The organism is Halomonas sp. 5021 (genome assembly GCF_036663435.1).
Lineage (GTDB): Bacteria > Pseudomonadota > Gammaproteobacteria > Pseudomonadales > Halomonadaceae > Vreelandella > Vreelandella janggokensis.
The window spans coordinates 301,474-314,388 of the sequence record NZ_JAXOVU010000002.1; the positions used below are offsets into that span (position 1 = coordinate 301,474).

Sequence of the window (12,915 nt, forward strand, 5' to 3'; positions counted from 1 at the left end):
CATATCCCGGAGGGTCGACCATGACGCAGGACAATCAGTCACCTCGTGTGATTCGCATTCATCCCAGTGATAATGTTGCCGTCGCTGTCGCACAGGGTGGGCTGGCAGTTGGCGAGCGTCTTGATGACGGCATTGAACTCCAGACGCATGTGCCTCAGGGCCACAAAGTAGCTCTGGTGGCCCTGGCCGAGGGGGATGCCGTGATTCGCTACGGTGAGGTGATAGGAACGGCCGCCCTGGCGATCCCTTGTGGTGGCCATGTCAATGAGACCAATCTACTCATGCCTACACCGCCTGCGTTGGACGATCTGCCGCTGGCGACACGTCCGGCGCCACCAGTGGAGCCATTGGAAGGTTACACCTTTGAGGGGTTCCGTAATGCCAACGGTAGTGTCGGCACACAGAATGTTCTCGGCATTACCACCAGCGTGCAGTGTGTGGCGGGTATTGTGGATCACGTGGTGCAGCGCATAAAACGTGAGTTATTGCCCAAGTTTCCCAATGTCGATGCGGTGGTAGGGCTTAACCATAGCTATGGCTGTGGCGTGGCGATCAACGCTCCGGCCGCCGTAGTGCCCATTCGCACGCTCAAGCATCTGGCTCAGAATCCCAACTTTGGTGACGAAGTCATGGTCATCGGGCTGGGGTGCGAGAAACTGCAGCCCTCTACCCTGGTGGATGATCAGCCAGTGAGGATCTACGAGAATACTGAGGCTGCTGATCCCCAGGCCAATGTGTTGAGCCTGCAGGACGAGTCGTTCGAGGGCTTTGACGATATGGTGGCAGGCATCATGGCCATGGCAGAGCGACATCTTGAGCATCTCGATAAGCGGCAGCGGGAAACTTGCCCGGTGTCCGAGCTTGTGGTCGGCATGCAATGCGGTGGTAGCGATGCCTTCTCTGGACTGACAGCTAACCCGGCCGTGGGGTTTGCAACCGACTTGATCGTCCGGGCCGGTGGTAGCGTGATGTTCTCTGAAGTCACCGAGGTGCGCGATGCGATTCACCTGTTGACGCCCCGCGCGATTGATTCTTCCGTCGGTAAAGCACTAGTCGATCAAATGGCTTGGTATGACGATTACCTGTCTCAGGGTCAAACCGATCGGAGTGCCAATACGTCGCCTGGCAACAAGAAAGGCGGATTGAGCAATATCGTTGAAAAAGCCTTGGGGTCGGTGATCAAGTCGGGTAACTCACCCATCATTGACGTTATTGGGCCTGGAGAGCGTCTGCGAAAACGCGGACTGACCTTCGCCGCCACCCCTGCCAGCGACTTTATCTGCGGTACCTTGCAGGCAGCAGCGGGCATGAACCTGCAGGTCTTTACCACCGGACGCGGGACACCCTACAACCTGCCGATGACCCCGGTGATCAAGGTCTCGAGCAACTCTACCCTGGCGCGTCGCTGGCATGATCTGATCGACCTCGATGCCGGACGCATCGCCACGGGCGAGTCATCCATCGAGGATATGGGATGGGAGCTTTTCCAACTCATTCTCGACGTGGCCAGCGGCCGTCGGCGCGTTGCCGCCGATAAGCTCGGCCTTTACAACGACCTGGTGCTATTCAATCCCGCACCAGTGACTTAACAGCAGAAACACATCTCGACAGAGCCGATACTATAAAGAGGCAAATTTAAATGTTTCCGACGATTAAAAAAATGCGTGTTGTGCCGGTGGCTGGCTACGATGGTTTTTTGCTCAACCTGAGCGGCGGCCATGCCCCCTGGTTCATCCGCTGCGTGCTGATTCTAGAAGATGACGCTGGCAATAAAGGGGTCGGGGAAATCCCGTCCAGCGACGGTATCATCAAGGGGTTGGAGCAGTGCCGCTCCCTTGTTGAAGGCTCGCAAGTCAACAACGTCAAGCAGACGCTGAACCAGGCGCGCCAGATCCTGGCCCAAAATGGACGTGAAGAGCGTGGCCGCCAGACCTTCGATCTACGCGTTGCGGTTCACGTTATTACCGCTATTGAATCGGCATTGTTCGACCTGTTCGGTCAGGCGCTGGGTATGCCGGTGGCAGATTTGCTGGGGCAGTACGGGCGCCAGCGCGACGAAGTCGAAGCGCTTGGGTATCTCTTTCTGCTGGGTGACCCTGAAAAGACGGACCTGCCGTACCCCAAGGCCGAGAATCCCAAAGATACCTGGGACGAGGTGCGCTACAAAGAGGCGCTCACCCCAGATGCGGTCGCTAACCTGGCAAAGGCTGCCTATGATCGCTACGGCTTCAAGGACTTCAAGCTCAAGGGTGGCGTACTGCGCGGCGAGGAAGAGGCCGACTGCATCCGCGCACTCCATGAAGCTTTCCCGGAAGCCCGTTTGACCCTCGACCCCAACGGCGCCTGGAAGCTCGACGAAGCGGTACGCGTGCTCGATCCGATCAAGCACCTGCTAAGCTATGCTGAAGATCCCTGTGGTCAGGAAGAGAGTTACTCCGGTCGCGAGACCATGGCCGAATTCAAAAAGCGCACCGGTCTGCCTACAGCAACCAACATGATCGCGACCGATTTCAAGCAATTGCAGTATGCCGTGCAGCTTAATTCCGTCGATATTCCGCTGGCGGACTGCCATTTCTGGACCATGCAGGGCGCTGTGATGGTCGGCGAGCTGTGCAACGAGTGGGGCATGACCTGGGGCTCGCATAGCAACAACCACTTCGACATTTCCCTGGCGATGATGACCCACGTAGCGGCCGCTTGCCCTGGCGAGATCACCGCCATCGATACCCACTGGATCTGGCAGGATGGCCAACGTATCACCAAAGAGCCGTTCCAGATCCGTGATGGCAAGCTGACCGTGCCTAAAACCCCAGGCCTCGGCGTCGAGCTGGATGAAGAGAAGCTGAAAGAGGCACATGCGCTTTACAAGAGCCTCGACGTGACTCAGCGCAATGACGCCATGGCCATGCAGTTCTTGATTCCAGGATGGGAGTTCGATCCCAAGCGTCCTGCGCTTGTGAGGTAAGAGCAGCAACGCTCTGATATGATGTATATCATCATACTTTGGGCGAAGACGTTTATGGTCAAGGAAAGCGAAATGACATCGGTTCAAGCTCCCCTCAACGTAAGCAAAGTCGCGAAGCAGGGCAGTCTCTCCAAGCATGTTGCTACGCAGTTGGAGGCCTTGATCGTGCAGGGCACAGTGGCGGTGGGCAATAAGTTGCCCACCGAAAACAGCTTGTGCGACTCGTTCGGCGTCAGCCGAACCGTTGTGCGAGAGGCCATTACCCACCTGAAGTCCCTGGGGCTGGTAGAGACGCGCCGGGGAGTGGGCACCACAGTGCTGCGAGCCAAGGCAGAGGAGCCAAGACCCGCGCAGCATATCAACCCCACGACCGTTGCCGATATTCTGCACCTGCTCGAACTGAGGTTAACCCTGGAGCCTGCCGCGGCGGAGCTGGCGGCGCTGCGCCATGACGATGCCGACCGAGAGCTCCTGAGGGCCCAGCATAACGCCTTCATCAAGGCTCATGCCGAGAAACGGCTGGCGCGGCAAGAGGATTACCTTTTTCACTTTGCGATTGCAAAGGCGACCAAGAACCCCTTCTTTGCATCTTTCTACGAGCAGTGGAGCAAGAGTGTCATTCCCAGGGCCAAGCTGCTCAGTATCGAAATCGACCCTAAATCATCCGACCGTTACCTGGAGCGTGTTCAGGCCGAGCATGACGAGATCATCGAAGCGATTTTGTCGCGTGACGCACAAAAAGCCCGCGACATGATGTTCAAGCATCTTGATCGAGCCAAGAACATGTATGCCCAGTATCGGGACCAAACGTAGCACCATCGGGCATCCAAAGCGCCCGATAAACTAAGCTAAGGAGGAATCTATGACGATCCGTGGTGAAATGCTGATCGGTCAGCAAGCCGTTAGCGGCAGCCAGGCCGACATCCATGCGGTGAACCCGGCCACCGGCGAGACGATGGAGCCGACCTACGTGGGAGGTAGCAAGGCAGAAGTTGAAAGTGCCTGCGAACTCGCCGAAACCGCCTTCGCCAGCTACCGCGAGACCGGCCTTGAAGCACGCGCCACCTTCCTCGAAACCATTGCCTCCGAAATCGAGGGTATTGGCGATGAGCTCATCGAGCGTGCTATGGCCGAGACCGGCCTGCCTCGCCCACGCCTGGAAGGCGAGCGTGGCCGTACCTGCGGTCAGCTGCGTTTGTTCGCTTCCGTCGTACGTGCCGGTGAGTGGCTCGACGTGCGCATTGACCCGGCACTGCCAGACCGTTCGCCCATGCCGCGGACTGACCTTCGCCAGCGCCATATCGGTCTTGGCCCGGTCGCCGTTTTCGGCGCCTCCAATTTCCCGCTGGCGTTCTCTGTGGCCGGTGGTGATACCGCTTCAGCGCTTGCCGCTGGCTGCCCGGTCGTGGTCAAGGGCCACTCCGCCCACCCTGGTACGTCCGAACTGGTGGGCCGCGCCGTTCAGCGCGCCTTGGCCAAGTGCAACCTGCCTGATGGTGTCTTCTCGCTGCTGTTCGGCTCGGGTAAAGAGATCGGCCAGGCGCTGGTCAACGACCCGCGCATCCAGGCCGTTGGCTTCACCGGCTCGCGCAGTGGCGGCACGGCGCTGATGGCCACGGCCCAGGCGCGCCCGCAGCCGATCCCGGTCTACGCCGAGATGAGCAGCATCAACCCCGTGTTCCTGTTGCCGGAGGCCCTGGAAGCGCGTGGCGAGAAGATCGCCGAAGGCTTTGTCGGGTCTCTCAACATGGGGGCCGGCCAGTTCTGTACCAATCCAGGGCTTGTGATTGCTGTTAAAGGCAAGGCGCTGGACGCCTTTATCGACGCCGCTGGCGACGGCGTTAAAGCGAGTATCAGCCAGACCATGCTCTCCCCGGGCATTCATCAGGCCTATGAGCAGGGTGTTAACGCCCTCTCCTCGCATGCCAAGGTACGCGAAGTGGCGCGTGGTCAGGTTGGTGAAGGCGCTAACCAGTGCTGCGCGGGCTTGTTCGTTGCCTCTGCTGCCGACTTCCTGACCGATGAGACCCTGCAGGCCGAGGTATTTGGTGCCAGCTCGCTGGTTGTTGAGTGCACCGATCAGGCTGAAATGATGCGCGTGGCTGCCGAACTTGAGGGTCAGTTGACCATCACCCTGCAAATGGATGATGGCGATGTGGACGCGGCCAAAGCACTGCTGCCGACCCTGGAGCGCAAGGCGGGCCGTATCCTGGCCAACGGCTGGCCGACCGGTGTCGAGGTGTGCCACGCCATGGTTCACGGTGGCCCTTACCCGGCAACATCGGATAGCCGTACGACCTCGGTGGGCAGCGCGGCGATCCATCGCTTCCTGCGCCCTGTTTGCTACCAGGCACTGCCGGAAGCGCTGCTTCCGGATGCCCTGCAAGATGCCAATCCAGAGGGTGTGAGCCGCTTGGTGGATGGTAAACGCGAAGCCTGAGTCAGAAGGTTGTCAACCGTAAACAGACGGTTATATAAGTACTTAACTAAGCGGCCTACGGGCCGCTTTTTTTTGACCTATCGACCTATTGCGTTGCGCGCGTTAGCCACGCAAGCTGCGGTAAACGTGCCCATCCAAGGAGACTCCCATGCAACTCTACCTGAACGCGACCTCCCCCTATGCCCGCGTGGCGCGGGTTTGCCTGTATGAAAAGCAGTTGATCGAGCGCACTGAACTTTGTTGGTGTGACCCCTGGGCGGCGGATAGCGAACTTTTACAGATTACCCCGCTCAGTCGCATTCCGACGCTGGTCACCGACGACGGCGAGGTACTGACCGAGTCGCTTTTGATAGCGCTCCACTTGGATGCTCAAGGCGAAGGGGAGTCGCTTTTGCCACACAAGACATATGCGGAAACCCTGGCGCTGGCCGGGCTTGGCCATGGCTTGACGGACGCGGCGTTCAATGTGGTGATTGGCCGCAAGCATAATGGCCATGAGGTCGATACAACGGTATTGGGCAGCCGTCGCTTGAAAGCCATCGAGCGCACGCTGGCAACGCTTGATGCGCACCCCAGCGTGCTGGCGGGCAATGCGGAGCGTACGCTGGGGTCGATTACCGTTGCCGTGGCACTTTGCTATCTCAGCTTTCGCTTACCGGCCTTTGATTGGCCTAACCGTTTTCCGACGCTTCAGGCCTGGCATGCCAAGGTGGTGGAGTGCGAGAGCTTTGCGATGACGGCGTTTGAGTAGCGGCTAAGACAAGCAGCTAGTCTTCTCGTCGGTAAATCAAATCCCATACACCATGACCGAGCTTTTCGCCGCGGGCTTCAAACTTGGTCAGCGGGCGGAAGGCGGGTCGGGGCACGTAGGGAGCAGTATCAGCAACTGCCGTATTGGCGTAGCTGGGTGCGTCTTCCATCACGTCTGCCATCCATTCGGCATAGGCTTCCCAGTCGGTGGCTAGATGAAAGGTGCCACCGGGCTTAAGACGGGTGCGAATCAGCTCAACAAACGCAGGCTGAACAATGCGCCGTTTGTGGTGCTTCTTTTTTGGCCAAGGGTCAGGGAAGAACAGCTGAACAGTGGTCAGTGAGCCTTCCGGTAGACACTGTTCCAATACTGCCAAGGCGTCTTCGCGGTAAACGCGCAGGTTGGTGAGGCCGCGTTTATCCGCTTCATCGAGCAGTTTGCCCACGCCGGGGGCGTGCACTTCAATGCCGATAAAATCGGTTTCCGGATGGGTTTCGGCCTGCTCAATCAATGAGTTGCCCATGCCAAACCCGATCTCGACGACGCGAGGCGCCTGGCGGCCAAACAGGGCATCTAGATCTTGGCGGCCGTCGGCGATTGTTAGCCCCAGGCGTGGCCAAACGTCCTCTAATCCACGCGTTTGTGCTGGGGTCATACGCCCGGCACGAATCACATAGCTTTTGATGCCCCGTCGGTGCAGTGGGGCGTCGGCGTTTTCGGGGGCGGTGTCTTTCGTATCGGTCATGGTGTCTCTGTATCAGCCGTTAATCCGGCCAGCAAAAGGCGAAGAGGGGTCGGCGGTCTGGCGGCGCGGCATGCGGCCTGACAAGAAAGCGTCTCGGCCTGCCTGCACGGCAAGCTTCATGGCGTTGGCCATGCGCAGCGGGTCGCGGGCATGGGCAATCGCGCTGTTCAGCAGTACGCCGTCGCAGCCCAGCTCCATGGCCATGGCGGCATCGGAAGCAGTGCCAATGCCTGCATCCACCAGCACCGGCACTTGGCTTTGTTCAATGATCAGGCGCACATTGTGCGGATTTTGAATGCCGTGGCCAGAGCCGATCAGCGAGCCCAGCGGCATGATGGCGCAGCAGCCCATGGCTTCCAGCTCGCGTGCCACAATGGGGTCGTCGCTGGTGTAGACCATGACGTCGAAACCGTCGGCGAGCAGCGTTTCGGCGGCCTTGAGCGTTTCGACCACATTCGGGTAGAGGGTGGTCTCGTCACCCAGCACTTCCAGCTTGACCAGATTATGGCCATCTAGCAGTTCGCGGGCCAGCCGGCAGGTGCGCACAGCGTCTTTGGCGGTGTAGCAGCCTGCGGTATTGGGCAGCAGGGTGTAGCGCTTGGGCGAAATCACATCCAGCAGGTTGGGGGCCTCGGCATCCTGGCCCAGGTTGGTGCGGCGCACCGCAAAGGTGACAATCTCGGCGCCGCTTTGCTCGATGGCAGCGCCGGTTTCGGTAAAGTCTTTGTATTTGCCGGTGCCGACCAGCAGGCGTGAGCTGAAGTCGCGTCCGGCAACGGTAAACGGTGTGTCAGTGAGTGGCGTCATCATGGATTCCTTTAGCCGCCGCCAATAGCGTGGACGACCTCAATATGGTCGCCATCGGCCAGGCGGGTGTCGGCAAGCTGGCTTTTGGGCACGATTTCTTCGTTGATCTCAACGGCAATACGGCGGCCACTGAGCCCTAATTCTTCCACAAGGTCTGCCGCCGTCGCACCCGCGGCGAGGGAGCGTGGATCACCGTTGAGGGTAAGTTTTATCGACTCATTAGAGGTAGACATAAACTGGGCGCGTCCCATTGTGTGCAACAAAACGTGTGAGTGTAGACACCCTCCATTGTAGCGGTTTCGCGCCGCGCAAGGTATGTGGCAGCGTTAAACTGCACAATGAAAACCGATCAATCGGTAGATAAGGAGAGCAAGGTGCAGCGAACAGATAAAGTGTGGTGGCTTGGGGTAGCGTTTTCAGGCGCGTTGATGGTGTTGTTGGGGGCCTATGCGGCCCATGGCCTCGAGACACGTGCCAGCGCCGAACTTATCAGTGCTGTGGAGACCGGGGTACGCTACCAGGCTTGGCATACGCTGGCCATGCTGGCAGTACTGGTATGGCGCAGCAGCTGCCCAGTAGCGGGGCAGCACTGGGTGCTGGCGCTTTGGAGTCTGGGTATTGCCGGTTTTTCAGGCTCGCTTTATCTGATGGCACTGGCGGGGCTTAGTCTGGGTATTGTGACCCCCATCGGCGGGCTGCTGCTGGTGGCAGGCTGGCTGGTGCTGGGTGGGGTGGCTATAGGGGCTGATTTTTCAGCACGCCCACCCCATAATCCAGGGGGTTGACGATGCCTTCTAGCTTGCCGATCTGCGATAAGTCACCATGGGTGATGACGCTGCTGATGTTGGTGTCAGGAAAGCGCAGGTTCTTGACCACGTGAACCTGGCTTGGCATGCCCTTGCCGTTGATGTCCATGACCCAGGCAAGGAAGCCACCCGAGAACTTGGCCAAGCTACCAATCGGGTACAGGCCATAGGTTTGGATATATTCCACCAGAACGGTTTTGTCGTAGGCGGCGTCTGTTTCATGAATCCTACGGTAGGCATCAATGGGCGCTCGTGGTGGGACACCGTTACGCGTATGAAGCAGTTTGTTAATCGCCTTGATGACGGATACGAGCCTAACCGTTTCCGATAGCTGTTCACCTCGCTTGCCCGCCGGGTAGCCGGAACCGTCCAGGCGCTCGTTGGCATTCTCGATCACATCGCGGCAGATGGGGCTGGGGGTCCAGTTCAGCTCATGCAGCTTATCAAGTAGCTGCTGGACATGGCCGCTGAGAATATCCTTCTGTGCCGGGGTCATGTTCACCTTGAGCGACGGCAACTGCTCGCTGATCAGCAGTGGCTTGCCCATGGTGTGCAGCAAAGCACCCAGTGCAGCCCCTCGCACCTGGGGGGCATGCGGGTCGCGAATCACCAGCATATCGATGAGTTGACCGGTCACCTGCACGGCGTGTCTAACCCAGTCTGGCTCATTGCGCAAAAACGCCAGGGCATAAAGGAAGGTCTTGCGATCCTGTTCGACAAGATAACGCAGGGTATCGACGCAATCGTAGAAGATTTCAGCCGGAAACATCTGGCGGGTGTTCATGTACATCAGGCCCACTTGCAGCTGATGAGAGACGTCCATTACACCGCGCTCCATGGGCGACTGGTGAGCGTGCTTATGCCGTTCTTGAGCTTCGCGTTGCTGGATCTTCTTCTCCTTCGTACCTGGAATAAACAAGGGGGAGTGATAGACCATTTTGTCGTTCGTACCGGTACGGTAGGCGACCTCTCGTTCTGACTCATTCACGTAGTGGAACAGGGATTCCGTCTGGGACGTCGATAGATGGGTGAACTGAATACCGATCACTGCATAGCCGTGGTGGCCGAAGGGGCGTATATGGCGGATATTGCCTTCGCTAAAAAAGCTATCGCCGTTGGGAAACGAAAGCGTTACCCCGGGTATTGCTTGATCAACGCCCATGGCGATACTGTCTGCCAGATCAATGTCGACCATGCAGCCCCCGATAGACAGGTTACGTAGCCTGCCTGGCACATTGAGTTCATGCGAATAGACCTCAATGCCAACACGGGTTTGCATGCCCAGAATAAAGGGGATTCGAACGGCGCCCCGGTTTTCTTTAACGAAAACTGTTTCCGGTAGCTGGCACTCCAGGCAATACAGCGTACTGTCTGTTTTGAGCAGCTTGACGGCAACATTACTGAGGCTATAGGTCTCGCGCTCAGTGGCATGGGGCCCTTTCAGCGCTTCCAGGTCAAAGCTTAGGCTGTCGCTGGTTAGGTAGCGCTCAATATCTGATCCAGCGTATTCCACCTCCAGTACCATGCGCCCATTACCCAGGTTCAACTCAATAACCTCTGCCTTCAAGACATAGGGCATGTCACTGGAATATATAGATAGCTCATGGGCATGCTGAAGCAGTGAGCGAATCACGCTTGCCGAGGGATTTTCGTGCAGGGTAGGAGCCACCATGTGAAATGCCTCAGTTATTAATTATTATTCGCCTATTTTCACGATATAGGTCTTTTTCTTTATATAACTAAGACTATATAGACTTTGATTAGCGGGGCAATCACCCCAACGGTAAATTTTTGTCCCTCATCGCGGCTGTAGGCACTTGGGGGTGGCCCCTTTTAGGCTTGAAACCGACCCTACCCCGCTAGCATACGCAGCGGCATCCACAGCCCCATGGCGATCATCACCAGGTTTTCGGTGAGCGAAACAAAGCCCAGTGGTACATTGCTGTTGCCGCCTACGCAGGCACATTTCAGCTCGCGCTTGTCGATATAGACCGCCTTGAACACCGATACTGCCCCGACGGTGCCGACAAACAGCGCGAGCGGCGCGGCCAGCCAGATAAGTGCGCCCGCCAGCATCAGAAGACCCGCCAGCGTTTCGGCGTAGGGGTAAAAATAGCTGTAGGGGACATAGCGCTGGGCCAGCAGGTCGTAATTCAAGAACATGCTGCTGAAACTTTCGACATCCTGAAGCTTTTGCAGGCCCAGCAATACCATGGCGGTGGCAACTGCGTATTCCGGCATGCGCGCCGTGATTAACGAACCCTGGGCGGCCCAGCTAATAGCCAAGCCAATCAGCATTGCTGTGGCGAAAATCGCCAGCACCGGCCGGTAAGTCGTACCTTTGGCGTTGGGAACGCTCATCCCCAAATGCTCACGCAGCTCTTCGTAGCCGCCGATACGTTGATCACCGATGTATGCCTGAGGCGTGGTGTCTACTTTCTCTTGGGCTTTAAAGGCGTCAATCTCATCGCGGGATGTCAGCGTATGGTCGTCAACCTCAAAGCCTTTGCGTTTGAGTAAATCAACCGTCTTCAAGCCGAACGGACACATGTGCTCGGCGGTTTTCATCCGGTAAACCCGCGCGATTGGGTGTGTTGATGATGGCATGGCAACCTCCTTATTTTTGCCTGAACAGGGCGATAGGCATAGCGCCTAAAAACCATAGCTCTTGTAAACCATAGCTCTTGTAAACCCTGACTCTTATAAACATAGCCCTTGGTGTTGCCTTCAGGTCAAGCCTTTGAGGCATACTTGACCGCTCAACAGCCCGATAAGGGCCGTCGAAAGGTTAAGCAGCTAAATACGATTGGCGTTTAGGCCGCGGCAGGCGCGATAAGCATTTGCTTGTTGGTCAGTGAGGAAGGGGACGGAAGTGTGAAACCACTCACTGCTTGCATCATGGTGTCTGCCGTATCGGAGAGCTGTTCTGCCATGCGATGCGAGTTATCCACCGCTTCGCGGGAAAGCTCCAATGCATTATAAATTTCGTTAACACTTTGCTCTAACTCTTCAACGCCCTGGTGCTGCTGCTGGACGGCGTTATCCATATTGGTCAAGCGAATTGCTACTTGCTCGAAGCTTTGTATAAGTGACTGGGTGGTATTGGCGATGGTGGATGTTTGGTCAACGCCTTGTGAGACCTGATCAGTGGTGTCGGCGATAGTCTGGCGTATCCGAGACGCGGTGTTCTGGGTATTCTTCGACAGCGTACGAACTTCGTTAGCCACCACGGCGAAGCCTCGCCCGTGCTCACCCGCTCGAGCAGCTTCCACGGAGGCATTCAATGCCAGAAGGTTGGTCTGGAAGGTAATGTTATCAATTTCGCTCAGCATTTCGTGAATGTTGCTTGCGTGGTGTTTTAGCAGGCGCATCATTTCGCGCATCTCTTCAACTTGCTCGCCGTTTTGGCGCGCGACCTTTTCAGCATGAGTGGCCAGTTTGCGAATTTGCTGTGATTCTTCGGCGGTTTCGCGTGTCGTCGCAGCGAGTTCTGCGGTACTGGTGGAGATACGCTCAGTTTGACTGCTGTTGCGCGCTGTTTGCGTGCGTAGTTGTTCTTGGGCAACAAAAAGCTGCTGACTGTAGTCAGTGACGTGGCTGGCCGTCGCTTGGGTTTTGCGCAAACTCTCAGCAACCTGGTCGCGCATGTTAACGACGGCGGCAACTGCGGGTAACTTCTGTTGTTGGTCGCTAAAGGCCATATCCAAATTGCCGGCACCAGCGGCGACGGCAAAGCGGCTGACGTAAAGGCCTTCTTTCACCATGCTTTCCAGCACCTTGGCCAGGTAGCCGAGAATGACCACCTGAACCACGACGGCACCGCCATGCATTAGCAAGCAGTAGAGTAAATCTGCAAAGCCGTGACTGCTGCTCCCCTCTGTCATGCTTTGCATGTCGCCCATACTGGTATACAGCTGAACCACCCCCTGGTATTGAAGCCAGGTAAACAAGGTGTGATGTAGCGCGATCACCAGTCCACCAAAGGCAATAACCCGCCAGTCGCTGTAAAGAATCAAGACGGCGAGCAAGATAAAGATACTGAAGTGGGCTTCGATCAACCCACCACTTTGCTCGATCAGTACGGCCGACCAGGCCATCATTACAGCGGCTTTGACGAACCCATTAAGAAGGTGACCGTGCCATCGGTGTTGGACAATGTACGTCAGCGGTAGGGTAATCAAGCCTGCAATGAAAGTAAGTAACAGGGTTTGGGTGAAAATACCCACCACCACGCATAACAAAACGATAAAGCCTAGTGGCAACCACATGAGCCTGTCGGTGCGTGCTATATGGTTGGAAAGGGATGCATCTGCCATTGTTATAGTGTCCTTGCCTATTATGAGAAGCGCCTGTGATTGCTAAATATAAACAGTTATTGTACATTAATTGTACAAATTGTAT

12 protein-coding genes are annotated in these 12,915 nt (G+C 57.0%); 6 read left to right on the forward strand and 6 right to left on the reverse strand.

Annotated features, from left to right (window positions below; genetic code table 11):
- Positions 1-20 precede the first annotated feature (20 nt).
- The 5 genes from garD to R3F64_RS05110 all read left to right on the forward strand — a co-directional run bounded on the left by garD (position 21) and on the right by R3F64_RS05110 (position 6,156).
- Positions 21-1,589, forward strand: a complete 1,569-nt coding sequence (gene garD / locus R3F64_RS05090; protein ID WP_332610175.1) for a galactarate dehydratase — start codon at positions 21-23, stop codon at positions 1,587-1,589.
- 50 nt (positions 1,590-1,639) lie between these two features.
- A complete protein-coding gene (locus R3F64_RS05095) occupies positions 1,640-2,965 on the forward strand; it encodes an enolase C-terminal domain-like protein (RefSeq protein ID WP_199284251.1) in 1,326 nt (441 codons plus the stop codon).
- A gap of 72 nt (positions 2,966-3,037) precedes the next feature.
- A complete protein-coding gene (locus tag R3F64_RS05100) occupies positions 3,038-3,778 on the forward strand; it encodes a FadR/GntR family transcriptional regulator (protein WP_233337301.1) in 741 nt (246 codons plus the stop codon).
- Positions 3,779-3,827: 49 nt separating this feature from the next.
- Positions 3,828-5,405, forward strand: coding sequence for an aldehyde dehydrogenase (NADP(+)) (locus tag R3F64_RS05105; RefSeq protein WP_199284250.1), 1,578 nt, complete (start codon positions 3,828-3,830; stop codon positions 5,403-5,405).
- A 148-nt stretch (positions 5,406-5,553) separates the two neighbouring features.
- On the forward strand, positions 5,554-6,156 hold the full coding sequence (locus tag R3F64_RS05110; protein WP_199284249.1) for a glutathione S-transferase family protein: 603 nt from the start codon (positions 5,554-5,556) through the stop codon (positions 6,154-6,156).
- 16 nt (positions 6,157-6,172) lie between these two features.
- Here R3F64_RS05110 and trmB read toward each other — a convergent pair whose 3' ends face one another.
- From trmB to thiS, 3 genes are read right to left on the reverse strand one after another with little or no spacing between them, the layout of a single operon-like run.
- Complete coding sequence (gene trmB / locus R3F64_RS05115; protein ID WP_199284248.1) at positions 6,173-6,901, reverse strand: tRNA (guanosine(46)-N7)-methyltransferase TrmB; 729 nt, start codon at positions 6,899-6,901, stop codon at positions 6,173-6,175.
- A 12-nt stretch (positions 6,902-6,913) separates the two neighbouring features.
- Positions 6,914-7,708, reverse strand: a complete 795-nt coding sequence (locus R3F64_RS05120) for a thiazole synthase (RefSeq protein WP_199284247.1) — start codon at positions 7,706-7,708, stop codon at positions 6,914-6,916.
- Between the two features lie 11 nt (positions 7,709-7,719).
- A complete protein-coding gene (gene thiS / locus R3F64_RS05125) occupies positions 7,720-7,941 on the reverse strand; it encodes a sulfur carrier protein ThiS (protein ID WP_085919509.1) in 222 nt (73 codons plus the stop codon).
- Positions 7,942-8,082: 141 nt separating this feature from the next.
- On the opposite strand from thiS, the gene R3F64_RS05130 reads away from it, so the two are divergent.
- Positions 8,083-8,493, forward strand: a complete 411-nt coding sequence (locus R3F64_RS05130; protein WP_199284246.1) for a DUF423 domain-containing protein — start codon at positions 8,083-8,085, stop codon at positions 8,491-8,493.
- On the opposite strand, the gene R3F64_RS05135 is transcribed toward R3F64_RS05130, so the two are convergent.
- From R3F64_RS05135 to R3F64_RS05145, 3 genes are all read right to left on the reverse strand, one after another.
- Positions 8,444-10,186 carry an HD domain-containing phosphohydrolase gene (locus R3F64_RS05135; RefSeq protein ID WP_199284245.1) on the reverse strand — a complete coding sequence of 581 codons (1,743 nt, stop codon included), beginning with the start codon at positions 10,184-10,186 and terminating at the stop codon, positions 8,444-8,446. The two genes, R3F64_RS05130 and R3F64_RS05135, sit on opposite strands and share 50 nt — an antisense overlap.
- Before the next feature lie 179 nt (positions 10,187-10,365).
- The gene (locus R3F64_RS05140) at positions 10,366-11,121 is read right to left on the reverse strand and encodes a MauE/DoxX family redox-associated membrane protein (RefSeq protein WP_199284244.1); all 756 of its coding nucleotides are present in this window, start codon (positions 11,119-11,121) and stop codon (positions 10,366-10,368) included.
- Positions 11,122-11,327: 206 nt separating this feature from the next.
- Positions 11,328-12,830 (reverse strand): methyl-accepting chemotaxis protein, encoded by a 1,503-nt coding sequence (locus R3F64_RS05145; protein WP_199284243.1) that lies wholly within the window; start codon positions 12,828-12,830, stop codon positions 11,328-11,330.
- Positions 12,831-12,915 lie beyond the last annotated feature (85 nt).